This window comes from Paenibacillus sp. strain BS8-2, from assembly GCF_054483835.1.
Genome location: NZ_CM137010.1, coordinates 600,486 through 624,954, shown reverse-complemented (window position 1 = coordinate 624,954; position 24,469 = coordinate 600,486). Strand labels below are relative to the sequence as shown.

The following is a 24,469-nucleotide window of genomic DNA, read 5'->3' as shown; positions in this document are numbered from 1 at the left end:
CGTTCGCAGATTTCCCTTTTTCTCTTTCGAGTGTTAGGTGTATCATGGTGAAAAAGGTCGGTGCTTGGAGGAATGGATGTTGGGCTGGTTTTATCGAATCTCATTTTATCGCAGAATACAGGTCGCGTTGTTGTTATTTCTCATCTTCCCGTTGCTGATCATAACCGGATTATCTTATATAACGAATAAGCAAGCGAACGAGGATAACGTACGCGCGAACATGAAGGGGATTCTCGGGATTCTCGCTAACGACCTGTCCAAGACCGCCAACGATGTTACGTATACCGTGAACCAATACTCGGCTGCCCAAAAAAATGATTTGTTTCTTTATCTTCGAGCATTACGAGATATTGATGGCTTTATTAACTTTCAGAACTATCGCTATTACGAGGAGCTTAACGCAACGACTGCTCTTCATGTGGGCAAGCTGTCTCTCGTTCACGTAAACGTCTTCTATATCAACCGCGTCGACTACCCGATCATTGGAACGGTTAATGCACAAGATATCGATAAATTGCAAGACGATACGCGCTTTGATCATCTCGACGCGGTTGAAGCGGCGACTGGTCTCGTGCATTGGTTTCGTGCAGATCGATCGGGTGGATACGAGCTCTACGCGAAGAAGAGCGTGTATGATCCTTACCATCAAGAGGTGCTCGGGACGCTGTTCGTTGGCATACCTGATTCGTATTTCGATGGGGTGTTCCAAAGTGCAGGTGACGGCACCATGACTTTATATGATGCTGATGGCTTCCGATTAGCCGGGATGAAAGAGAGTCCAGATCGACTGTCCGTTGCTCCGATGTCAGGCTGGATGCGGGAGCGCATCGCCGTGCCGGGCACGTCCTGGACGTTGACTTACGATCTGGAGGTCGCGAGCGCCACCGGCGACATTACACAGCGCTTTTGGTATACGATCATGGCGGTCAGCATTGTGATGTTCGTATTTTTATTCATGTCTACCGTAATCGCTAGAGGACTTAATAGACCGATCCATAAGCTGATGCGTGTCGCTGCGCAATACGGTGAGGGCAACAGCTCGATCCGGTACAATGCGACGGGACAAGACGAAATTTCTTTGCTCGGCGAATCGATCAACCAAATGCTCAATAACATTAGTGCTCTTATTCGCAAGGTGGAGGCAGAGCAAGAAGAGAAACGGGCAATCGAGCTATACGCCTTGTATTCGCAGATTCAACCGCACTTCCTGCTGAACACATTAAATTCGATCAAATGTAATCTAGCCATCGAAGGCGATCAAGTACATAGTGAGACGATCGACTCGTTAATGGCTTTGTTGCGTGCGCATCTGCGCGTTCATGAACCATTATCCTTAGGCGAGGAATGCAAGCTGCTTGCTCAATACATCTCCATCATGCGCATGCGCAACCGATTGAATATCGAGTTCGTGGTGGACTTGCCGGAGAACTGCCAGGAGGTGCTTGTGCCGCGATTGTTCTTGCAACCGTTGGTGGAGAACAGCATTGTGCACGGGTTTACCCGTCTGGGGCGAACACCGCGAATTAAGGTTACGGTTAGTAGAGCGGACGGAGGGGTAGAGATCCGAATTGCTGATAACGGACATGGGGTGACGGCCGAGCAGGCCGAAGCGCTGAACAGTAAGCTCGAAGCCGAAGCAGAACATACTGGCGCACGCGGAGTAGGATTGTACAATGTGAATCGCCGTCTGAAGCTAACGTTTGGCGAACGCTCGCGGTTTCTTGTCGAAACGGATGTGCTGGAGGGGTTTGCGACATATTTGTTTTTGCCATGGCACGGTAGCGACACAAGTGGAGGCGGAGAGGGGCGAGCAAATGTTTAACGTGATGATCGTGGACGATGATGTACCTGTAGTAGAATATTTGCGGAAATTAGTTCCTTGGCAAGCGCTCGGACTTGCTGTCAGCGCCGAAGCATACTCGGTTGCAGAAGCGGTGGAACAGTTTGAGGCGTCGCCACCGGATATATTGCTGACGGATATCGGCTTACCCGACGGCAACGGAGTCGAGCTGGCGCGCCAGTTCCGTGAGTCTCATCCGCGGCTTCGTGTCGTCTTTCTTACATGTCATGAGGATTTTCACTATGTCCAAGAGGCACTCCGTATCGAAGCCGACGATTATGTGGTGAAGGATGAATTGACCCCTGAGAAGATAGCGACCAGCTTGCGCAAGGCATCCATGCGGATATCAAGCGAGCAAGAACGGTGGGAGAGGATCTCCTACAAGAGAGAGATGGACCGCAACCGCGATGTTCTCTTACAGCAGCTCTTCAACGATCTATCAAATGGCTCAGATCCCGCTGTGCTGCTCGAATCGGCAAAGCGGCTCGGCATTGATTGGAGCGTTCCTTGCTTCGGCGCTGCCCTCTGTCATCTGGACCTCGGAGATTTATCCGAAGTGTACGATCGCGAAAATGTCGAGCTGGTTCATTATGCAGCTTATAATATTGCCTCTGAGCTGGCGACAGAATCGAGATTGACGGTATTTCGATCGAAGGATCAGCGTCTGTGGGTGATCTCAGGCGAAGCAACGGGCAATGTGGTAACCGGCGTATTGTCCGAATTTATAACGAGGCTACAGCAAAAGCTGCTCGAATTTCTTAAGGTGCGCGCTTATTGCGAAGCGGTGGAAGAAACTTGCGTATTCTCACAGCTCCCAGGTCTCATTATGCGGTCAAAGAAGACATTCGATCTAACGTACAATTTGGGCCGAGGCACATCGAATATAGCGCCAAAGCCTAACGTCGGCGCAGAAGTATCCGAGAACGACACGAATCTCGACATGTTGTCGACGAAATGGATCGAAGCATTAACGCAACAAGATGATTCGTCCGCGCACATCTACTTAGGAAATCTGGAGAAGGCGATGCGGGACTCTGCTCTGCATGCCGACAAGAAGAAGGAATGGCTGTTGCGCTGTGTGCAAGAGATCGGCGTTCGTTTAGGTCGGCCCGTGGATGCGGGTATTCAAGGAGATATCGCTCGCACGGCACGATTGGAGGAAGCGTTCCGCATCGTAAGGTGGTACGCGGAACGTTTGGTTACGCGTGTGAAGAGCGACGCGCGGGAAACGGCGGCGTCCGACCCCGATCTGAGGGCGATTAACGTTTTTATTCACGAGCATATCCATAGAAACATAACGTCAATTGATATCGCCAGACACTTGCACCTTAATCCTAGCTACTTCTCTAGATATTTCAAGAAACTGACAGGAACGATCTTTACCGATCATGTTCATCTCATGAAGATGGAAGAAGCGAAGCGGCTGCTTGCGAAAGGCGAAACGGCTGAAAACACAGCGTACATGCTGGGATATTCGGACCGAGCGTATTTCTCGAAGGTGTTCAAGAAGTATACCGGCATTAGTCCGAGTGAGTGCAAACTGCGTTCCCCAAAGGGAGAGGAAAGAGAATGATGAATAACAATACCGAGCTACGCGACGATAGGCCTTGGGTGTCGGATCAGGGCAATGGCATGTTTGTGAATCCCATCCTGCATGCGGATTATTCGGATCCTGACGCGATCCGCGTTGGTGATGACTTCTATATGACGGCCTCCAGTTTCGGCCATATCCCAGGATTGCCGATTCTTCATTCGAAGGATCTCGTGAACTGGAGATTGATTAATCATGCGATCCAACGAATGCCCCTTGACGGCTATGACCGGCCGCAGCATGGCAACGGCGTATGGGCGCCCAGCATTCGATATCATGCAGGAAAGTACTGGATTTTCTATGGCGATCCGGATGTTGGCATCTTTATGACAACGGCAGACGACCCGGCTGGAGCATGGTCTGATATTCATCTCGTCCAAGAGGGCAAAGGGTTAATCGACGCTTGTCCGTTCTGGGACGACAATGGGGATGCCTACTTAGTTCACGCTTATGCTCAAAGTCGGAGCGGTATTAAACATCAATTGCGCGTTCGCAGGATGAGCGCGGATGGGAGCAGCTTGCTTGATGAAGGCATTGTCGTCATCCATGATCCCGAGCGGCATCCGACGATCGAAGGGCCGAAGATGTACAAGCGCAATGGCTATTATTATATCTTTGCACCGGCTGGAGGCGTCGAGGAGGGGTGGCAAACGGTGCTGCGAGCCACTCACCCTTACGGTCCCTATGAGGATCGGATCGTTCTGAAGCAAGGTGATTCTCCGATTAACGGGCCGCATCAAGGCGCATGGGTGGAGCTAGCCTCAGGAGAATCATGGTTTATGCACTTTCAGCATAAGGACGCTTATGGCAGAATTGTACATTTGCAACCGATGTCTTGGGGGGAGGACGATTGGCCAACGATGGGCTTCGACTCGGACGGCGACGGAATCGGCGAGCCTGTGTTGCGTGCGCGCAAGCCTGATGTAGGCGGCGAGTTGATGTCCATTGAGATCCCGGCGACATCCGACGGCTTCGATACGGAGCATCTGGGGCTGCAGTGGCAATGGCAAGCTAATCCGGAGCCACATTGGTACTCGATGAGCGAGCGCCTGGGACGACTGCGACTATATGCACAACGTACGGAGGAACCAATCGGATCGTTGTTTGCGGCACCATATTTATTGATGCAGAAATTCCCCTCCGAGTCATTCGAGACCACTGTTATAGTGGATGGCGAAGGTTTGCGGCCCGGAGATTGCGCAGGTCTCATTGTGTTTGGATATCGGTATGCAGCGTTAACGTATAGCGTTGATGAGGCCGGGAGTACGGAGCTGGTCTTGGTAGAAGGGGACACTGAACGAGAAACGGAAGTGTGGCGTGTTCCTGTGCTAAATCGAGAGGTTTCGCTGCGCGTTGTCGTAAGTACCGGCGGGGTATGCAAATTCTCTTACTGTCACGCTGGCGAACGATATGTTGCGATAGAGGCTCCTGACTTTGTTGCTTCGGTTAGCAAGTGGGTCGGAGCGAAGGTAGGGATCTATTCGCAGGCTGGACGGAGCGATGGCGGATATGTGGATTTCGACGAGTTTCGGATGGCGGCGTCCGAGGCGAAGGACGTGGAATGATGAGTACGAACGACAGATTGTGGTACCGTCGACCTGCATCGGAATGGAACGAAGCGTTGCCTCTTGGCAACGGGAGTCTCGGCGCTATGGTGTTTGGTGGTGTGAGGAGTGAGACGATCTCGCTCAATGAGGACTCCTTATGGTACGGCGGCCCCCGTGATCGGCATAACCCTGATGCAGCGCTCCACTTGCCGCACATTCGGGAGCTTATATTCGATGGGCGTCCGCATGAGGCGGAGCGACTGGCTGCGCTGGCGCTAACGGGCTTGCCGGAGACGCAGCGCCATTATGTGCCGCTTGGCGATCTATTGCTGACATTCCCTGACGCAGGAGGGGATGTCTACGAGGAGTATGTTAGAGAGCTGGATATCGAGAAAGCGGTGGCCGGCGTGTCTTATCTTGCCGGGAACGGCGTTCGGTATACGAGAGAAGTGTTGACCAGCTATCCGGATCACGTGCTTGCCTTGCGATTAACGGCCGATCGACCCGGTGCGCTACATGTCACAGCAAGACTTGGCAGGGCCAAATGGCGTTATGTCGAGCAGATTCAAAAAATCGACAACGACACGCTGGTCATGAGAGGGAATGGCGGCGGCGAGGGCGGTGTAGAGTTCCGCGCAGTGCTGCGCTGCATCCCGACTGGAGGGACCGTTCGTGCAATCGGCGAGCATCTCATTGTCGAAGGAGCAGACGAGGTTGTAATGTTCTTGGCGGCGGCAACGTCTTACCGGTTCGATGATCCGGAGATGATCTGTATGAATCGCATTGAAGCGGCTGCGGCGAAAGGGTATGCAGCAGTGCGGAATGACCATATCGTCGACGTTACGGAACTGTTTGGGAGGGTGCGCTTCGAATTGCACGGCGATTCCGATTCCGACGACGTTCTCAACTTGGACACGCGGGAGCGATTAGAGCTCGTTCGCAGCGGCCAACGCGATCATGCTTTGACAGCTCTGTATTTTCAATATGGAAGATATTTGTTGATAGCGTCCAGCCGTCCCGGCACGTTGCCGGCGAACTTGCAAGGGATTTGGAATAAGGATTTCCTCCCAAGCTGGGACAGTAAGTTTACGATAAACATCAATTTACAGATGAACTATTGGCTCGCGGAGTCTTGCAATCTGTCGGAGCTGCATGAGCCATTGTTCGATTTGATAGACCGGCTTAAGAGATCCGGGAGCCAGACTGCTAAGGTCATGTATGGGTGCCGAGGTGCGGCTGCTCACCATAATACGGATTTGTGGGCGGATAGCGCCCCGCAAGATACCTGGATTCCGGCAACGTATTGGCCGCTGGGCTTAGCATGGCTTGCTCTCCATCTATGGGAGCACTATCTCTTTACGGAGGATCGCCTGTTCTTGACCAAGCATTACGATACCCTCAAGGAAGCATCTGTGTTCGCACTGGATTATTTGGTTGTCAGTCCAGAAGGGGAGCTTGTTACATGTCCTTCTGTGTCGCCAGAGAATACGTATAGGTTGCCTGACGGAACATCGGCGGTCTTCTCCTATGGATCCACGATGGATAACCAATTGATTCGAGCATTGTTCGAAGCTTGCCGGGCAGCAGCGGAGACATTGGGGATCGACGACGAATTCCGCACGACGCTGTCGGAAGCATCCGATCGATTGCCTCGCACCAAGATCGGTAGCCATGGGCAAATTCTCGAATGGATTCATGATTATGATGAGGATGAACCGGGACATCGTCACATCTCTCATCTATTCGGCTTGCATCCCGGCAATGAAATCAGCGCTGCGGCTACACCTGAGCTTGCGCAGGCAGCAAGGGTTACCTTAGAGCGCCGCCTCGCGAGTGGAGGTGGGCATACCGGCTGGAGTCGCGCGTGGATTGTGAACTTCTGGGCTCGATTATGGGACGGAGAACAGGCGGATGCACATCTGCAAGCACTGCTGGCGAAGTCGACGCTGCCGAATCTGCTAGATAATCATCCGCCCTTCCAGATCGACGGCAATTTCGGAGGGACGGCAGGCATTGCAGAGATGTTATTGCAGAGCCACAGCGGCGAGTTGCATCTGCTCCCTGCGCTGCCAGTGGGTTGGCAAAGCGGCAGCATGAGCGGGCTTCGTGCGCGCCGCGGGTTTACGGTTGACCTCAAATGGGCGTATGGCCGGTTACAAGAAGCGCGTATCATAGCAGCAGCTAATCGCCGTTGCCGAATTCGGATCGGGAAGGCTGAGGAGACGCTCGAGCTCGACGTTATACAAGGTCAGGTCTATGTTATTTTGTGCGATGCACATGACAGCTTTCGAGTGATGGATGAATCAGTAAAGACCGCGCTTGAGGATACAGCTCTGTAAGTAGCCAAATGAACGATCATTGGATAGGATATTATTAACGGGTCATATGACCTATAATTTATAAAAATAGTCCTTATGAATTATATTTTTGTTGAAAAGGTTCCGTCTATTAACCACTAAATGGTATAGATGGAACCTTTTTAAATTGACGACACATTTAATGACAAATAATATAGAGGGAGGAATAGTCGGAATTTGGAGGAATTTGTTGATGCAGCATTCGAAGAATCTTCAGGATCCTTTGCTTGAAATGTTTGTAGCCGAATCATCCCAACTTTTGGAACGACTAGAGGCTATCGTCCTTGAGAACGACGAACGTATTGCTGCCAATCTCGATCGGGAAACGATCAATGAAATCTTTCGGGTTATGCACACGATCAAAGGCTCCTCAGCCATGATGGGGTTTGCGGAGATCGCTGCCTTGACGCATAATCTGGAAGATTTATTTGCGTTTTTACGAGAAAAACAAGGTCACGTTCCGGTGGAATCCGCGTTGTTCGATCTTATTCTCGATGCCGTCGATCACATCAAAGTGGAAATTTTCAAGATTGTAAATGGCGATGCGCCTGACGGGGATTGCACAGCATTGATCGAACGATCACGCGTATTGCTGAATCAGTTCAAAGCTGATGATGGAGGAGGGGTGGCAAGCAAGTACCAATTGATTGTCCACTATCAGGACGGCTGTGAGATGGAGAATGTGCGCGCCTATCAATTATGCATGAAACTGCAGGAGTTAGCGCAAGTGATTGAGAGTCAGCCGACAGACCTACTGGATGAGCGGTCGACTGCGTTCATTCGCGAACAGGGGTATTCGGTGATCTTAACGACGACCATGTATAGAGACGAGCTAGAGCAACACATTCGGTCTGTTAGTTATATCGATCGCTTCTCGTTGACCTATACAAGCAGCGAAGCGGCTGTGACAATTAGTGCCGAGGATGAGGCTGTCTCTCCGTTTACCGTCTCGAATACGCAAGAGAAAGACGCCTCTCAGCAAAGCTCTATTAACGTGAGCGTCACGAAGCTCGATGAGCTCATGAATTTAGTTGGTGAGATGGTAATCGCCGAAGCTATGGTAACGCAAATTCCGGAATTCCAGGGGCTGCCATTAGAGCAGTTTCGCAAAGCGGCAAGGCATCTGAGCAAGATTACAAGCGAGATCCAGGATACCGTCATGTCGATCCGCATGGTGGCACTGTCGCAGACGTTCCAGAGGATGAATCGGATCGTCCGGGACATGAACAAAAAGCTGGATAAGGATGTGCGATTAACACTGATCGGCGGCGAGACCGAAGTCGATAAAGGTGTCATCGATCAAATTGCCAATCCGCTTATGCATCTTGTTCGTAATGCCATTGATCATGGCATCGAGCTGCCAGAGCAACGCGTATCACTTGGCAAGTCTGCGCAAGGTACGATTACGATTGAAGCTCAACATGTCGGCAATGAGGTGCTCTTAACCGTACGCGACGATGGCAAAGGGCTCAATAGAGCTTCGTTAATCGAGCGCGCACGGAGCAAAGGGATTATTACTTCCGAGCAGTCGCTGTCGGATCAACAGGCATTTGAGCTGATTTTTGCGCCCGGGTTTTCGACAAAGGACGGCATTTCGGAATTTAGCGGCCGCGGCGTCGGCATGGACGTAGTCCGGAAGGATATTGAAGCGATCGGCGGACATGTCACCATTGAGAGCAGACAGAACGAAGGCACAGCTATTCAAATCAAAATTCCTCTAACAATTACGATTATCGACGGAATGAACATTCGCGTTGGCACTGCCAGCTATTCGCTGCCTACCACATCTATTCAGCAATCGTTCCGCCCGCAGACGGGAGAAGTGTTCCTTGATCCTTCGGGTAATGAGTTAATCTTTGTCCGTGGACAGTGTTTGCCGATTGTGAGGCTGCATCGCAAGTTCGCTACTGGCATACAGGATTGTGCATCTGAGAGGAATATCGAAGAAGGCATATTAATTGTGGTCGAGCAGGACGGTAACCTGATATGTCTATTTGCTGATGAATTGTTAGGACAGCAGCAGATTGTCGTAAAGGCTTTGCCGCCATACTTACTGCAATTCAATCGTTTGGAAGGTATTGCGGGCTGTACGCTGTTAGGAGACGGAAGTATCAGCCTGATCCTCGACACATGTGGATTAATACGAACCGCTTAAATACGTAAGGGGGAGAAGCTCTTGTATTCTGAGGTCCAGCCATCGTTAGAGGTCGTTGAAGATACACAACGAGGGAAACTTCTTACGTTCCAATTGGAGAACGAATACTTTGCCATCGACATTAAGCACGTCATCGAAATCATCGGTATTCAGCCTATCACAAACATACCTGAGATGCCTGAATTTATCCGAGGTATCATTAATTTGCGCGGTAATATTATTCCGGTCATGGATGTAAGACTACGATTTGGCAAGACGTTTCGAGACTATACGGATCGCACATGCATTATCGTTGTAGAAGTACTGGATCTATCGATCGGGTTGATCGTAGACAGAGTTTCTGAGGTGATTGCCATTCCTGAGGAGCACATCGTTAATCCTCCGGAACTGAGAACGAGCGTTGCTCGTTATGTTAAGGCTATCGGTAAAGTCGGTGATAACGTTAAGCTGTTGCTGGATTGCGATAAACTCATTAACGATACAGATGCGAGTAGGTTGTATACCGCTTTATAACTAAGGGGGATTCTCGAATGCGTTGGTTTAATAATTTAAAGATAAGTACAAAGATGATAAGTGCATTCGTGATCGTGGCGTTATTAGCAGGAGTTGTTGGGGCGCTTGGTGTCATCTATATTAAGAAGATCGACACGGAGAGTATAATCGTGTTTAACGATTACGGCGTTTCGACTGGCGACATCGGCTCTGCCGGCATGGCGTTCCACAATATGCGGGCGACGGCGCGCGACGTATTTCTTAAGCCGGATACGGATGAAGTTGAGACCAATATGGCTAAGATCGAACAGCTCGATGCCAAGCTGACCCAGGAGCTGGATAAATTTATGGTCAGTCTTCATTCGGAAGAAGATAAAGAGATCTTCAATCAGCTGCAAGAGCAAATCGAGATATTCCGGGCGGGGCTGGCCAAGTCGCTCCAACTGGTGCTCGATGGTCGTCATGACGATGCGATTGCTACCTATTATTCAGAAACAAGCGCTCCTTCTGGACAAGTAAACGACCTGATTGATCTATTATTTAATCATAAAGTCGAAAAGGGTACGGACAAAACCCATGAACTGGAATCGCTCACTACGAGAATCAGCCTGACGATGATCGTAATTGTTATTGCGGCGGTTACCGTGTCAATCCTGCTCGGCATATTTATTGCCCGCTCGATCAGTCGCCCCATCCAGCATCTGGTCCAAACATCAACGAAAGTCGCCGATGGCAACTTGGAAGTGAATATTGAGGTTCGTTCGAAGGACGAGGTTGGACAACTGGCGAACGCATTTGTACGGATGACAGATAATCTAAACGAGGTGATGAGCCGAATTCAGGTGTCGGCAGAGCAAGTCGCGGCCGGCTCGATGCAGGTGTCTGATTCGAGCGCTTCGCTCTCCCAGGGGGCAACCGAACAAGCTAGCTCCCTCGAACAATTGACGGCTTCGCTAGAGGAAATTTCGGCGCAGACGCAGCAGAATGCCAATCATGCCAATGAAGCCAATGAGCTTGTAGAGTCGACAAAGGAAAATGCGAAACACGGCAACGAGCAAATGAAAGAGATGCTATGCGCGATGGATGACATTAATCTAGCTTCCGAGAGCATCTCGAAAATTATTAAAGTCATTGATGAGATTGCGTTCCAGACTAATATTTTGGCGCTTAACGCAGCCGTCGAAGCAGCTCGCGCGGGTCAACACGGCAAAGGGTTCGCGGTTGTGGCAGAAGAAGTACGCAATCTCGCGGCGCGCTCAGCGAGTGCGGCCAAGGAGACGACGGCGCTCATTGAGGGCTCTGTAAAGAAAGTAGAAGGCGGAACGAGGATCGCCAAGGACACGGCGCTCGCACTGCATAAGATCGTGGAAGACGTGGGGAAGGTCGCGGGGCTGGTGAACGAAATTGCCTATGCGTCGAACGATCAAGCGGCAGGTATTAATCAGATCAATCTTGGACTGCTGCAAGTGTCGCAGGTGGTACAAGGCAATTCGGCTACCGCCGAGGAGAGCGCTGCGGCGAGCGAGCAGTTATCCGGTCAAGCTGAGCTGCTTCGAAACCAAGTAAAGAGGTTCCAGATTCGCACATATAGCAGTTCCCGTTCCGGATATAGCGATATGGATGCGTTACCTGCGGAAGTGCTGCAGATGCTCGTCCAAATGGCGGATAAGAAGCGTACGAATACGGCATTAGGAGAAGCAGCGGCAGCGAGCTCGACTGCGATGTCCGCACGCAGCCACGGCCTTAGCGACAAAGAATTCGGTAAGTATTAATGATGCCGATGGAGCAGCTCTCGGACGATACATATGGTAGAATTGTCGATCACGTAAAGCGGCATTTCGGTATTCATTTGGGCAGCGGCAAGAAAACACTGGTCGTGAGCAGATTGGCTGATGTGCTCGGCAAGCTTCAGCTAAGCAGCTTTGACGAGTATCTGAAGCTAATAACCGCCGACCCGCAGGGGCAAGCAGCTAAGCTGCTTGCCGATCGCATGACGACGAACCATACCTTTTTTATGCGCGAGATCGATCATTTTCGATATATGAGTCAAGTCGTACTGCCTTATTGGGATGGGCAGGTTAGAGACAAGGACTTGCGCATCTGGAGCGCAGGCTGCTCGTCCGGTGAGGAGCCTTATACGCTTGCCTTTCTCCTTGATGATTATTTCCAGCTGCGAAAACGGGAGTGGGATACGACAATCTTGGCAACGGACATATCAGCCCAGGTACTAAATAAGGCGCTCCAAGGCGTGTTCCAAGGAGATGCGGTTGCTCCCCTTCCGGAACGATGGAGGAACAATTACTTCATGCATCAGGACGGTCAGTATCGGATCATCGAACGGATCAAGAAGGAGGTCGTCTTCCGAAAGTTTAATTTAATGGAGGCAAACTACCCGTTCCGGAAAAAGTTTCACGTCATCTTTTGCCGTAATGTGATGATCTACTTTGATCACCAGACGAAGATGAATGTCGTAAGCAAATTCTACGATTTGCTTGAGCCGGGAGGGTACTTGTTTATCGGACATTCGGAGACACTGCAGTGGGATCATACAGCCTTTGAGTATGTCATGCCTGCGGTCTATCGTAAAGTCGCAATAAGGAGGGTGGGCGTATGAATAGAGTCATCCGCGTCCTGATCGTCGACGACTCTCTCTTTTACCGGGAGCTGATCGCCGCGGGTCTATCCACTGATCCTGCGATTACAGTCATGGCTAAAGCTGCAGATCCCTTAGAGGCACTGAATATTATGCTCTATGAGCTGCCGGATATTATGGTCTGTGATGTAGAGATGCCCCGAATGAACGGTATCGATTTCCTGCGAAAGCTGATGCCAGAATACCGAGTGCCCTCCATCATCGTCAGCACGAACGCTCACGCTGTGTTCGAGGCACTAAGCGCCGGTGCTGTTGAGTTTCTATCGAAGCCTACAATGCCTTCGCCGCAAAGCTTGGAGCCATTTATTGAAGAACTAATCCGATTGATCAAGGTCACGACCCATGCCAAAGTGGTTGTGCCTGAGGAGCGAGCCTATACTCAATTGAGCTCGGCGGCTCCGTCCACAAGATCGGACATCGAGCTAATCGCGATCGGAGCTTCCACCGGAGGGACGGAGGCGGTCGCCCAGCTGCTCCGCGGCTTGCCGCCTAACGGAACGGGCATTGTGGTGGTGCAGCATATCCCGGCGACATTTTCGCGTATTTTTGCGGATCGTCTGAATCAAGACACGGCATGGACTGTGCGCGAAGCGAAGTCAGGCGACCGCATACAAGCTGGCACCGTACTGATCGCGCCAGGTGATCGTCATATGAAGGTACGGCGCGCCAGCCTCGGCTTAGCCGTCCATTGCTATGATGGCGATAAGCTGAATGGGCATCGGCCCGCGGTTGATGTTCTCTTCGAATCGGTTGCGCTCGAAGTAGGGAGAAGGGCGATCGGCGTTATATTGACCGGGCTCGGTTACGATGGGGCGAAGGGATTGATGGCGATGAGACGCAGAGGGGCGCGCACGATGGGCCAGGATGAAGCAACCTCCGTCGTCTATGGGATGCCTAAGGCAGCGTATGAGCTGGGAGCGGTAGAGAGACAGGTTCCTTTGCATCGCATGGCTAATATGATAACATCGATGTTTAATTAATGTAGAACGAATAAAGAACGAATAAAGAACGAATAAAGAACGAATAAAGAACGAATAAAGAACGAATAAAGAACGAATAAAGAACGAATAAAGAACGAATAAAGAACGAATAAAGAACGAATAAAGAACGAATAAAGAACGAATAACCCGTTTCCCCGGCGCTGACCTTGGGCGGGTTATTTTCATTTTTCAGTTACCGTGCTCTTCGTTTTCTACGATGGTATACCCACCATCCCATGGCGATGGTCCCGAGCACCAACAATCCGCCGAGCGGACGCGAGTTATGAGGGCCGAGGCATTGTTGAATTTGAGCGTGATGAGAAGACAAAGCGAATTAATTATTTCAACGAGCGTTGTAAAGCTGCAGCCTTGCTTTCGTCGATGCCTGCTACGGTTTTCATTTTCTTCACCGTCCAGTAGAATATTCTCAACCTATATGACGGCAATCTATTGAAATTCCTTCAAAGTGACTTTAGTTCAACTTATATAGTTATTTTTGCTGTCGTAATTTTTCTGTGAAAGTCATTAATGCTCGAATTACCATCAACCCACTCAAGGTCGATTTAATGATCTCATAAAACCAACTTTGATTTAAAATCAGACAATAGGATGCCCGGGGCCAGAAAATATTGGCCTTTATGTTTAAAGCTTTTAAAGTTTGTCTATACTGTTATGCTTCTTGAGCAGTTATAACGGGCGGTCCGCCTTCTATATAACCATGTTTGTGTTTGATCATGTGATAGATAATCGTTAAGATTTTTCGAGCAAGAGCAATTAACGCTTTTTTCTTACCTCTTCTCGCTGCCATTTTCCAAAAGCGAATAGCCAGTAAGGATTTTCTTGATTTCGTTGCGGCCCAGGCAGCTTCACATAAAGCTGTTTTGACATGAGGATTGCCTTTTACTGTTTTTGAACTTTTTTTTTGCCCGCACTTTCGTGATTTCCGGGGGCCACACCTGCCCAAGAAGCTAGATGATCTGCAGTTGGAAACTGGTCCATATGGACACCAATCTCAGCAATGATAGCCGAAGCAGTGATACTACTGACTCCTGGTATGGTTTGAAGCAGGTTATGCTCCTCTTGGTAAGGCTTAAGATGCGCTTCAATTTCTTGATCCAGCTCGGCAATCGATTTTTCGAGAAAAGTAATGTGTTCCCAGCAATTTCGAATCACTAGAATTTGATGATTGGTCAATGTCCCAAACAATGATTCTGCGACGCGAGATACATTTTTCTTCACGTTTCCCCGTACGCGATGTTCGATGTCATCTCGATCCACAAAGCCTTGTTCCATTAAACGTTCAAGAAGATTACGACCCGAAACACCGAAAACATCCGAAATAACCGTGCCTAATTTTACATTCGAGGCTTCCATCATCTTCTGAATGCGATTTTTCTCTGCGGTGAGGTTGCCAATCCGCTTCTTGCGAAGGCGTGTCAAATCCCGTAGTTCACGCAGATCCTCCGAAGGTACGAAGCTCTTTTCAATTAAGCCAAATCGTAGAAGCTTTGCAATCCATTCTGCATCACTAACGTCGGTCTTGCGGCCGGGCACATTCTTAATACGTTGAGCATTAGCAAGACAGATGTCGAAGTAACCTTCTAAGATATTGTACACCGGTTTCCAGTAGATTCCGGTGGACTCCATGGCGATATGCGTTACATTCATATCTTCGAGCCAAGTCATTAAAGCAAATAAATCTCTTGTCATCGTTGGAAATGTTCTCGTTTCGATGACGGGTGATTCATCCGCTTCTCCGACCATTACACAAGCAACAATTGATTCTTGATGGACATCGAGTCCGGCACCTCGGGCAACAAGCATATCCATAATACTTCCCTCCAATCGATTGGTACTACGATTGGCGAATTCGTTTGAACGTACCATTTTTCTGTACGCAGTCATTCGGCAAAGCGAGCTCCGAAGCTAGCATGGGGTTGTGCACAAAACGAATTCTCACAGTTTTTAGGACAGGGTCGAACCACCAAAAAGAGTCTCGTGTTTCTGTCCAATCGCAGTATTAACCATTATGGCAGGGAACGAGCGGCGCTAAACTCCACTTTCATGCTGGGGTTGCGGCCGAAGAGCCATGGATGTTTTTAGTTGAAACAAGATCTCGAATTGGGTATTATTAACAATGGGTTTAATTACAATATTAAGGAGGTATGCCAATGAAAGTATTTTTAAGGGAAAGATTGAAAATTAGGAATAAGGTGGTATTTATTGCAACGTTTATTTCCTTTTTTGCGTTAAGTCTTGTAACACAAGTTTATGCTGGAAACATCGCTAATTATCCAGCACACCAACAAGGTTATTCTAATTGGTGTTGGGCAGCTTCAAGTACTAGTATCCTTGATTATTATGATATCGTAGGTACTCAGTGTGGTATTGTCCAAATTGGTAACAATTCAAAGAATTGTCCTAATGTAACAGGTTCAGTTTATGATGCACAGGATGCTTTAGATCATTTTGGCGTCTCATCGGATTATTATAACGGAAGTCTTTCTTGGTCTAATATCCAAGATCAAATTGATTCTGGGCTACCAATATATGTTTCATGGGGATGGACTGCAGGTGGTGGTCATGCTGTTGTGATATACGGTTATAGTAACAGTGGTTCATATGTTAATTATATGGATCCGGCTACAGGGACAAAGACTTCTATGACTCTTACAAGTTTTACTGGCGGAAGCAGTTCAGATCGAATATGGCGATGGGGGCTTAACAACATTACGGAGTAGGAGGGGATTTGGATGCTTAAAAAGATAATCGGTACTTCATTCTGCTTCTTTTTCTTATTGGCAACTGCAGCATTCGCTTCTGTTCCTAATCATGTAGAAGAGTTCGCGAAGCATGAAGGATTAAAAAAATTCAAAGAAATATTATCGGAAGATCCATCAAGTTTGATGGATTACGGTTATTCTGATATAGATGAACTTGACAGAGCAGAACTTGGGGAAGGATTCCAAGTTCATATTATTGATCCCGAGAAACTTCAAAAGGCGAACGCTTCAACTGAAATACAATCCATTATTAAAAAAACAGATCAATGGGAATACATTGTCCTTGTTGATGGTTTTCCAAAATCGCTTCTTGGTGTTGGGATTGAGAATGGTAAATGGAGTGTAACGAAAGCTGGAGGATATGCACTTGATCTTGCTAAAAGTTACGATGAGATGACAGCCTTAAATCCGAAGGAAAAGCCAATCTTATTCTATGCCCAAGGGATCCCGATATTTTTATCTAAGAAAGATAACACTGAAATTATTTCGACAGAACTACTCGCAAATAACTCCAAATTGCTTCCCAATATAACGGATAGCAATTTATCAACAGCACAAGCACTTATTTCTAATCTACAACTGATTCAATCTTCTCCAAATCAGAACGAAGATTCAGGGGGGAAGATTGCATCTAGTATAACTGTCAACAATGAACAATCAACCGTAAAAGTAATTACTATAAGTGCAATAGTTGCTTTAATGGCGGCGTTTGTAATTTATCTAGTACTAGCAAAAAAAACAGCTAAAAAGATGGATTGATGATAATCACGAAGCTGGCGCTTATGAATCTGTATCATGGGTTTTATAAGGTGAAGAAGCAGTGAAGATGATATTGAAAAAGAACCTTGCGCGGGCGAGGTTCTTTTATTTTTCTCTACTTGCTTTCAATTGTCCATTCACTTTGTCCATCATTTTCTCGTAGTCATTTTTGTAGCGTTTGACGGATTGTTGAACATCATCGAACTCTTTACTAATCAATGTCAACAGGTTAAGCAATAGACAGCCTAATCCGGCCGACGAAGCGATCTAAAAGAATACCAATCAACTCATTGCGGTTGGCTTGGTAGTCATAGCGGTTCTCTTTGTCTTTGCGTGCTTAACCGGAATGCCCGTAATCGGATCGGCAGCCTCCTTGAAGCATACACTATAAATGAGCTCATAAGTACGTTTGATTAGAATGTCGGTTACGTTCATCGCAGATCACCCGAATAATTAAAAGGTATACCGTTTAACCTCATACGGCAAGAAGTCTCCTATCCTCTATAGGTGGGAGATGAATTGCATTTCTTCGAAGCGTTGCTTACCCAATACACGCCGTCATGATATAATCAGTAGTAAAGTTGTAAATGGCGGTGATACTGTGGAATTAGACAATAATAATCATTCAGTATTCTTGATGTACTATCACCTTGTTTTAGTTATCAAATATCGTCGAAAAGTGATTGATGATCAAATATCGAATCGTCTCAAGGAGATATTCGAATATATTGCACCGAAGTACAATATTGCATTACAGGAATGGAATCACGACAAAGACCATGTTCATATTTTGTTCAAGGCACAGCCAAACAGTGAGTTATCTAAATTTATCAATACCTATAAAAGCGCATCATCACGTCTGGTCAAAAAAGAACATTCCATCATTAGAAAATCACTATGGAAAGAATATTTCTGGTCGAGAAGTTTTTGTCTGCTAACAACAGGCGGAGCACCCATTGAAGTGGTCAGACGTTATATCGAAAGCCAAGGTGAGAAGATATGAACAAAGCATTCAAATATCGGATCTATCCGAATGCCGAGCAAGAAATTCTCATCAATAAAACGTTTGGTTGTGTGCGATTTATCTATAATCAAATGCTTGCGAATCGAAAAGAAGTTTACGAGTCATTCAAAGACGATAAAGAAGCAATGAAGAAACAGAAATATAGGCTTCCAGCCGACTTCAAGAAAGATTTTGTTTGGCTCAAAGAAGTAGACAGTCTGGCGCTGGCGAATGCACAATTGAATCTGCAAACGGCTTATAAGAATTTCTTCCGAGACCCGTCTGTGGGTTTTCCGAAGTTCAAGAATAAGCATCACGATAAGAAATCCTATACTACGAACAATCAATGCGGCACGATTCGGCTCATAGACAGCAAAACCATCCGACTGCCTAAACTGAAAGATGTGAAGATTAAGCTTCACCGTCAGTTGCCAAAGGAAGCCATCATAAAGTCTGCAACGCTAAGTAAAACGGCAACGGGTAAATATTTCGTCTCCATATTGATCCAATACGAAGCACGAATAAATCTAGTAGAGCCAACCCCTGAAACGGTAGTAGGTTTGGATTATTCGTCTCGTTCATTGTTTGTCGATAGTCAGGAAAACAGTGCTGACTATCCAAAATTCTACCGAAAGGCAGAAGAAAGACTGAGAAAAGCTGCGCGCAAGCTGTCTAAACGCAAAAAAGGCGGTAAAAACCGTGAAAAGCAACGCCTTAAAGTAGCCAAGCTCCATGAAAAAGTAGCGAACCAGCGCAAAGACTTCTTGCATAAGCGCTCCAGGCAGATAGCCAATGCCTGCTCAGCCGTTGCCATAGAAGACTTACATATGCGTGGAATGGCGCAAGGACTCCGTCTGGGAAAATCTACGAATGACAATGGATTCGGGATGCTAAAGACCTTTTTGGGGTATAAGCTTGCGGAGCAAGGAAAACAACTTGTTGTGATTGACAAATGGTTTCCATCCAGCAAACGGTGCAGATATTGCCAAAACGATAACAAGGAACTTACATTGGCAGATCGAACTTGGGTATGCCAGCACTGCGGCACAGCATTAGACAGAGACGTAAACGCGGCAATCAACATCAAAAATGAAGGTTGCCGGAAGCTGGGTATAGCCTAATCGGCACGAATCAGAACCGTGGGGCAAACGGGGATAGCTTGGTCATGATGCTGGCATTAGCTGGTATGTCCCAAGAAGCCCCCACCTCTAAGCGTTAGCGCAGGTGGTGGGAGTATGTCACTGCTAAGACGATCTACCGAGTTGCGTTCCCTTTACTTACGGGGATCGGTATTATGAATATCCCGTCAGCCGCCTTCGCGGATTTTCCGCCGTTATGGGCGCCGATTGCATCGAACGGTCTGGTCGTCGGTGTTATATTGGCGATTGTGATGGAAATCGTGGTGCGATGGGAGCGTTATGAGACTGTTGCTACCAGTTCGAAGGCCGGATAAGCGGTTTATCACCAAGAAGACCTATCGACAGGGATGACCAATCACTAAGAGGAAAAGAAGGAATTTGCCACAATCGAAAAGCCGTTGTCGTACCGGAGCAAATGCTGCGTACGTGCAGCGGCTTTTTTCGCATTCGACATGATTCGATGAAATTCTACCATAATTTACGGGTCTGGGCAGGATGATAGATGACTGCGTCGAATGTTAAAGGGTATATACAATCATGTCGAAAGGCGCGGCCATCGACAACTATTCTGACGCAGAGGAATGAGCTATCACATGATGATCGATGTGCTGGAAGTCCAGCAAGCCTTACGTTCTCGCGGCATTCTCATCTGTTTTTCCGGAAAGCTGACGCAAGCGCTTATTGTGGAGTATGGAGAAGCAGTGAAGTCGTATTTGGAAACAGAGGATCGTCCTCAGAACGAGGTCTATAATATTTTCGCATTATTCATCGAACAGACGCAAAATATCAATAACTACATCGCGATCAAAACGAACAGTCCGCACTATGAGACACTCCTCCATTCTAGTATCGTAACGATCGGGAAAACAGAGGATGACGGATACTTAGTTTGTTCTGGGAACTTGATTGAAAATGAAGACGTCGCAGCTCTTGAGTCCTATATCGACCCCTTGATGACTATGGATAAGACAGAGCTCAAGGCGTTGTACCGGACGAAGATGAAGGCAGATCTGGCTCCTGGGGCCGCGAGTGCCGGCTTAGGTCTTATCGATATGGCACGCAAATCGTCTACGCCGCTGCAATACTCTATCGTGGAACGGAATAACGGTTTATCCTTCTTTACCTTGAATGCGACTGTACGAGGAGTGTCATCATGAAGCCATTATACATAGAAGCTACGAAGAGCACGCCTGAAGTTCGCTTCGATCCTGAGACGGGGGCGCTCGCGATCTCCGGTCAGTCCTATCCAGAGAATGCGTTTCAATTCTACGAGCCGTTAATGAACTGGGTGGACGAATATTTGAAGGGGATGACTCGAGACACGGTCATATCGATCGAGCTTGAGCTCCCCTATATCAATACGAGCAGCACGAAATGCTTCATGATTCTGCTGGAGAAGCTGGACGATGCGTTTGCTTCGGGTCAGCCTGTCGAGGTTCGGTGGTATTGCGATGAAGAGAACGAAGCGGAGCAGGAATGCGCGGAAGAGTTCAAGGAAGATCTGAATCTGCCCTTCACCATTTTGCCAAAAGGTGTTTCGACGTGATCGGCCGAAGCAAACAGCCGCCTGCTCAAGGCGGCGTGTTCGATGCGAAGCTGGATATCGGCATCCGGAATGTGATGCTGCTGGCAAGCGTATTGATCGCGATTTCGATCATACTGATCGGTTCGTACGTGTATGGGATTACGGAGCGGGCAGCGCTGGATAAGCTGAAGACCCGCGACCTTCAGACACTTGCAAACTCAATTGCTGCGAGAGTTGATGGCAAGATCGAACGTGCGGTGGAGACGTCTCTGACGCTGTCTCACGACCCAGCCCTGTTGGAATGGCTGGCGAGCGGAGAACGTGATGAGCAGCTAGCTCGCATGATCAGTGGGAAAACAAGTTATATGCACCGAGAGCTTGGCTATAGTGCGACGTTCATCGTCGGCGCAGCTACACGTCAATATTGGGATTACGAGGGCAAGCTCTTATCTGTCATCGACGAGAATGACCCTGCGGATGTTTGGTTCTTCGACACGCTCGCAAAGGCGCAGCCAGTTTCCATCAACTTTGACTCTAACCCTGAGCTCGGAGACACATTCGCATTTGTGAATGTTCTGGCAGGAGAGGATGCGCACGCCCCCCTTGGCATTGTAGGTGTAGGGATGGAACTGGATGAGTTATCGGCGGAATTCGCCTCTTACAAAGAAGGTCGAGGGATCAATCTATGGTTGGTCGGCAACGAAGGCCAAATTCTTCTGTCCGACGATATCGCGAACAATGGCCGCAATATTAGCGAAGTGCTGCCCGAATCAGCTAGGCAACAGTTAGCGGATGCTGATGGAGCGCAAGACGGAGAAGCGGTCGTTCTTGAATATGAAATCCGGGAAGTTGGCAAGATGGATCTGATCCGCCAGCCTTTGCGATCGACGGATTTGCAGCTCCTCGTCGAGGTGGAGCGGAAGGAGACAACGGGCTTCCTTCAGTCGATCCGCTGGAACACCGTCGTCGCAGCTTTGCTCACTATGCTGGCTACTGTACTGTTCTTCTTCTATGTATCTCGCAGAATCGCCAATCCATATAAGCGGACGCTTGAATTGAATCGGAGATTGGAGACAGAGGTTGAACTTCGAACGAAGGAATTGTCAGAGCGCAATCGCGAGATGCTCGATAGCATCAATTATGCGCGGCTGCTGCAGCAGTCGGTACTTCCGAAGAGTGGACAGCTTGAAGCGACTCTCGATGCTCCGTTTGTTATTTGGCGGCCAAGGGATGTCGTGAGCGGAGATTTCTACTGGGTGAAGCAGTGGGGCGGAACGACGTTCGTTGCCGTTGGAGACTGTACAGGGCATGGTGTTCCAGGCGCCTTCATGACGATGCTTGCTATATCAACGCTTAATCGGATCGTGGAGTCGGATGCTGAGCTTAGTCCGGCAGGTGTTCTGGAAGAGCTTAATCGGCTGATGAAGGACACACTCCATCATGGGAATCAAGAAGGGGTAACGGATGATGGTCTGTCGATCGGCATTTGTGCTATGGGGGAGTCCGGCGAAATCGTGTTTGCCGGGGCTTCAAGTATGTTGTACCGACTAGACGATGAAGGTATGCAATCCTGGAAGGGCGATCGTTATGGGATCGGATATCGTCGTACGCCGAGCGATTGCCGTTATACGGACCATGTTGTGCCGGCCTTGGAGGCGAGACTTTATCTCTCGACAGATGGATTCATGGATCAGAATGGCGGAGAGCGTGATTATGCTTTTGGTAGAAAACGATTCGAGGAGCTTCTCCAGTCTGTGTACCGATGGAATGCGGCGGAGCAGCGTGATGGTATGATTCAATCGCTCGAGTCTTACATGAGGGGAGAACGGCAACGTGATGATATTACTGTGCTGTCATTCCTTAGTCGCGGCGATTGCTGAGCACGGAGGAGAAACGTATGAAACATGAGGAGCAATATCGGCATGAACTGAGTGTATTGTCTCGAAGCAAGCTGGAGCTGAAGCGTTCGGAAGTGTTGAGTGACAGCTTAAGGCCGGAATACGAGAAACTGCTGCATGAATACGAGAAATTGATGAAATGGTCTCGCAAGATCGCATCTATTAGCGATGTGCAAGCGAAGATGCTTCGCCGCCGTGAGAATGATATGAAGAGCTTGCTTGACCATACGAATCAAGGATTTCTGACGTTCGGGCTAAATCTGCGTGTCAATCCGCAGTTTAGTAAGGCATGTAATCGGATATTCGGAAGAAGCATCTTCGGATTGAACATTGTCGACCTTCTCTACGGGACAGCGGGTACGGAACGAGAGGCTCTCTGCGATCTTCTCCGTCAGGCGATGAGCGCGAGCATGTCCATGGATGATGCCCGGCATCTACTCACTGGCATGCCGGACAGCGCGATGATTGGTGAGAAGACGGTTGTGCTCGAATACCGTCCGATTATTGACGAGATGACGGAAGAGAGGCTTGTGCTACTCATCGTTACTGATGTTTCTGAACGAATGGCTTCGGAGGAGCGCATTCAATATTTGAGTTATCGCGATGTGCTCACGTCGCTTTGCAATCGCAGTTATATTGAGCCGATTCTCGATCTGCCGCCTGCCGCTGAGTGGCTGCCTGTTAGCTTGCTCGTGATCGATTTGAACGGTTTGAAATTAGCCAACGATGTATTCGGTCATCGTGAAGGAGATAGGCTGCTGGCAAGAGGAGCAGAGCTGCTGCGGACGGTGTTCGCAGGAGAGGAAGCGACCCTGGCTCGATGGGGCGGGGACGAATTTGTTGTCGTTCTGCCCCGAACGGACAAGGAAGCTTGCGCTGCTGCCACAGCGCGATTGAAGGCAGAATGCGAGAGATCAGCAATCGATCCGGTCAAAGTGTCGATGGCGATCGGAAGTGCGACGCTGTTGAATACCGAAGAACCTTTAATGTCGGCGTTCGTGACTGCGGAGAAGCAGATGTACAAGAATAAGCTGCTTGAGAACAAGCTGGTACGAGCAGATATGATGAAGAGCGTAACCACTGCGCTGATCGAACGAGGCGTTGAGCGGAGCGGGCATCAACAGCGGCTCCGCGAGCAGGCTATTCCATTCGCGATTCGGTTGGGACTGAAGTCGGGATCCCATGATATGAATGTGTTGGAATCACTTATTCCGATGCACGACATAGGTTATTTGGCACTCCCCTCCGACATGCTGCTTAAGCCCGGTGCTTTATGTGAAGAGGAATGGGAACTCATGAAGAGCCATAGCGAGATCGGCTACAGGATGGCTTCGTCAATTGGTGAATGGGCGCTTGCCGAAGCGATTCGCGGTATGCACGAGAACTGGGACGGCAGCGGTTATCCGTATGGATTGGCAGGAGAGCATATTCCATATGTATCCCGCCTGCTCGCCATTGTGGATGCATACGATGTGATGACTCACGATCAGACGTACAAACAAGCCGTATCCTCGGAGGTAGCACTCCTCGAGATTGAAGCCCAGGCTGGCCGACAATTCGACCCCAAGATTGCTGTAGCTTGGCTGGACTTCGTACGTGAATGTGAATTCGATATTAGCCAACAAATTGCATCAGCAGCTGATTAAACCGTTCGTGGGAGAAATATGAAACTGTTGCTTCCAGCTCGACTGGTGGTAAGGCATAAAGCAGTTTTCCAAGGAGGATGTATCTTTTGGAAGCTGCTTTT

General features: G+C 48.7%; 18 protein-coding genes and 1 pseudogene. 18 read left to right on the top strand and 1 reads right to left on the bottom strand.

All coding sequences use genetic code 11. From position 1 onward, the window contains the following. Positions 1-76: 76 nt before the first annotated feature. The 9 genes from ACX1C1_RS02545 (at position 77) to ACX1C1_RS02505 (ending at position 13,615) form a co-directional block, all read left to right on the top strand. Positions 77-1,822 carry a sensor histidine kinase gene (locus ACX1C1_RS02545; protein WP_458955628.1) on the top strand — a complete coding sequence of 582 codons (1,746 nt, stop codon included), beginning with the start codon at positions 77-79 and terminating at the stop codon, positions 1,820-1,822. Beyond that, positions 1,815-3,413, top strand: coding sequence for a response regulator transcription factor (locus ACX1C1_RS02540; RefSeq protein ID WP_458955627.1), 1,599 nt, complete (start codon positions 1,815-1,817; stop codon positions 3,411-3,413). The genes ACX1C1_RS02545 and ACX1C1_RS02540 overlap by 8 nt, the downstream gene beginning before the upstream one ends. Continuing rightward, positions 3,410-4,996: a glycoside hydrolase family 43 protein gene (locus ACX1C1_RS02535; RefSeq protein WP_458955626.1), complete on the top strand. Its 1,587-nt coding sequence runs from the start codon at positions 3,410-3,412 to the stop codon at positions 4,994-4,996. The genes ACX1C1_RS02540 and ACX1C1_RS02535 overlap by 4 nt, the downstream gene beginning before the upstream one ends. Then, entirely contained in the window at positions 4,993-7,317 is a 2,325-nt protein-coding gene (locus tag ACX1C1_RS02530; protein ID WP_458955625.1) for a glycoside hydrolase family 95 protein, read from the top strand. Before ACX1C1_RS02535 ends, ACX1C1_RS02530 begins: the two co-directional genes overlap by 4 nt. A 211-nt stretch (positions 7,318-7,528) precedes the next feature. Next, positions 7,529-9,490, top strand: a complete 1,962-nt coding sequence (locus ACX1C1_RS02525) for a chemotaxis protein CheW (RefSeq protein ID WP_458955624.1) — start codon at positions 7,529-7,531, stop codon at positions 9,488-9,490. A gap of 21 nt (positions 9,491-9,511) precedes the next feature. Beyond that, complete coding sequence (locus ACX1C1_RS02520) at positions 9,512-10,003, top strand: chemotaxis protein CheW (protein ID WP_458955623.1); 492 nt, start codon at positions 9,512-9,514, stop codon at positions 10,001-10,003. 17 nt (positions 10,004-10,020) lie between these two features. Next, positions 10,021-11,754 carry a methyl-accepting chemotaxis protein gene (locus tag ACX1C1_RS02515; protein ID WP_458955622.1) on the top strand — a complete coding sequence of 578 codons (1,734 nt, stop codon included), beginning with the start codon at positions 10,021-10,023 and terminating at the stop codon, positions 11,752-11,754. Further along, a complete protein-coding gene (locus tag ACX1C1_RS02510) occupies positions 11,754-12,596 on the top strand; it encodes a CheR family methyltransferase (protein ID WP_458955621.1) in 843 nt (280 codons plus the stop codon). Before ACX1C1_RS02515 ends, ACX1C1_RS02510 begins: the two co-directional genes overlap by 1 nt. Further along, positions 12,593-13,615, top strand: coding sequence for a protein-glutamate methylesterase/protein-glutamine glutaminase (locus tag ACX1C1_RS02505; RefSeq protein WP_458955620.1), 1,023 nt, complete (start codon positions 12,593-12,595; stop codon positions 13,613-13,615). Before ACX1C1_RS02510 ends, ACX1C1_RS02505 begins: the two co-directional genes overlap by 4 nt. 670 nt (positions 13,616-14,285) lie before the next feature. Here the strand turns inward: ACX1C1_RS02505 and ACX1C1_RS02500 are convergent. Continuing rightward, a pseudogene (locus ACX1C1_RS02500) lies at positions 14,286-15,445 on the bottom strand (IS110 family RNA-guided transposase). Positions 15,446-15,786: 341 nt separating this feature from the next. On the opposite strand from ACX1C1_RS02500, the gene ACX1C1_RS02495 reads away from it, so the two are divergent. The 9 genes from ACX1C1_RS02495 to ACX1C1_RS02455 all read left to right on the top strand — a co-directional run bounded on the left by ACX1C1_RS02495 (position 15,787) and on the right by ACX1C1_RS02455 (position 24,368). Continuing rightward, on the top strand, positions 15,787-16,356 hold the full coding sequence (locus tag ACX1C1_RS02495; protein WP_458955619.1) for a papain-like cysteine protease family protein: 570 nt from the start codon (positions 15,787-15,789) through the stop codon (positions 16,354-16,356). A 12-nt stretch (positions 16,357-16,368) separates the two neighbouring features. Next, a complete protein-coding gene (locus tag ACX1C1_RS02490) occupies positions 16,369-17,157 on the top strand; it encodes a hypothetical protein (RefSeq protein ID WP_458955618.1) in 789 nt (262 codons plus the stop codon). A 601-nt stretch (positions 17,158-17,758) separates the two neighbouring features. Beyond that, positions 17,759-18,160, top strand: a complete 402-nt coding sequence (gene tnpA / locus ACX1C1_RS02485; RefSeq protein ID WP_458955617.1) for an IS200/IS605 family transposase — start codon at positions 17,759-17,761, stop codon at positions 18,158-18,160. Further along, positions 18,157-19,281: an RNA-guided endonuclease TnpB family protein gene (locus ACX1C1_RS02480; protein WP_458955616.1), complete on the top strand. Its 1,125-nt coding sequence runs from the start codon at positions 18,157-18,159 to the stop codon at positions 19,279-19,281. The genes tnpA and ACX1C1_RS02480 overlap by 4 nt, the downstream gene beginning before the upstream one ends. A 173-nt stretch (positions 19,282-19,454) precedes the next feature. Further along, complete coding sequence (locus tag ACX1C1_RS02475) at positions 19,455-19,613, top strand: hypothetical protein (RefSeq protein WP_458955615.1); 159 nt, start codon at positions 19,455-19,457, stop codon at positions 19,611-19,613. Positions 19,614-19,892: 279 nt separating this feature from the next. Continuing rightward, positions 19,893-20,456, top strand: coding sequence for a SiaB family protein kinase (locus tag ACX1C1_RS02470; protein ID WP_458955614.1), 564 nt, complete (start codon positions 19,893-19,895; stop codon positions 20,454-20,456). After that, positions 20,453-20,845 carry a DUF1987 domain-containing protein gene (locus ACX1C1_RS02465; RefSeq protein ID WP_458955613.1) on the top strand — a complete coding sequence of 131 codons (393 nt, stop codon included), beginning with the start codon at positions 20,453-20,455 and terminating at the stop codon, positions 20,843-20,845. Before ACX1C1_RS02470 ends, ACX1C1_RS02465 begins: the two co-directional genes overlap by 4 nt. Then, complete coding sequence (locus ACX1C1_RS02460; protein WP_458955612.1) at positions 20,842-22,704, top strand: SpoIIE family protein phosphatase; 1,863 nt, start codon at positions 20,842-20,844, stop codon at positions 22,702-22,704. Before ACX1C1_RS02465 ends, ACX1C1_RS02460 begins: the two co-directional genes overlap by 4 nt. Before the next feature lie 17 nt (positions 22,705-22,721). Then, positions 22,722-24,368 (top strand): HD domain-containing phosphohydrolase, encoded by a 1,647-nt coding sequence (locus ACX1C1_RS02455; protein ID WP_458955611.1) that lies wholly within the window; start codon positions 22,722-22,724, stop codon positions 24,366-24,368. The last annotated feature ends 101 nt before the right edge of the window (positions 24,369-24,469 follow it).

Coding starts and splice junctions, on each gene's coding strand:
- ACX1C1_RS02545 (WP_458955628.1), top strand. CDS start 77: ATGTTGGGCTGGTTTTATCGAATCTCATTTTATCGCAGAATACAGGTC.
- ACX1C1_RS02540 (WP_458955627.1), top strand. CDS start 1,815: ATGTTTAACGTGATGATCGTGGACGATGATGTACCTGTAGTAGAATAT.
- ACX1C1_RS02535 (WP_458955626.1), top strand. CDS start 3,410: ATGATGAATAACAATACCGAGCTACGCGACGATAGGCCTTGGGTGTCG.
- ACX1C1_RS02530 (WP_458955625.1), top strand. CDS start 4,993: ATGATGAGTACGAACGACAGATTGTGGTACCGTCGACCTGCATCGGAA.
- ACX1C1_RS02525 (WP_458955624.1), top strand. CDS start 7,529: ATGCAGCATTCGAAGAATCTTCAGGATCCTTTGCTTGAAATGTTTGTA.
- ACX1C1_RS02515 (WP_458955622.1), top strand. CDS start 10,021: ATGCGTTGGTTTAATAATTTAAAGATAAGTACAAAGATGATAAGTGCA.
- ACX1C1_RS02510 (WP_458955621.1), top strand. CDS start 11,754: ATGATGCCGATGGAGCAGCTCTCGGACGATACATATGGTAGAATTGTC.
- ACX1C1_RS02505 (WP_458955620.1), top strand. CDS start 12,593: ATGAATAGAGTCATCCGCGTCCTGATCGTCGACGACTCTCTCTTTTAC.
- ACX1C1_RS02495 (WP_458955619.1), top strand. CDS start 15,787: ATGAAAGTATTTTTAAGGGAAAGATTGAAAATTAGGAATAAGGTGGTA.
- ACX1C1_RS02490 (WP_458955618.1), top strand. CDS start 16,369: ATGCTTAAAAAGATAATCGGTACTTCATTCTGCTTCTTTTTCTTATTG.
- ACX1C1_RS02480 (WP_458955616.1), top strand. CDS start 18,157: ATGAACAAAGCATTCAAATATCGGATCTATCCGAATGCCGAGCAAGAA.
- ACX1C1_RS02475 (WP_458955615.1), top strand. CDS start 19,455: ATGAATATCCCGTCAGCCGCCTTCGCGGATTTTCCGCCGTTATGGGCG.
- ACX1C1_RS02470 (WP_458955614.1), top strand. CDS start 19,893: ATGATGATCGATGTGCTGGAAGTCCAGCAAGCCTTACGTTCTCGCGGC.
- ACX1C1_RS02465 (WP_458955613.1), top strand. CDS start 20,453: ATGAAGCCATTATACATAGAAGCTACGAAGAGCACGCCTGAAGTTCGC.
- ACX1C1_RS02455 (WP_458955611.1), top strand. CDS start 22,722: ATGAAACATGAGGAGCAATATCGGCATGAACTGAGTGTATTGTCTCGA.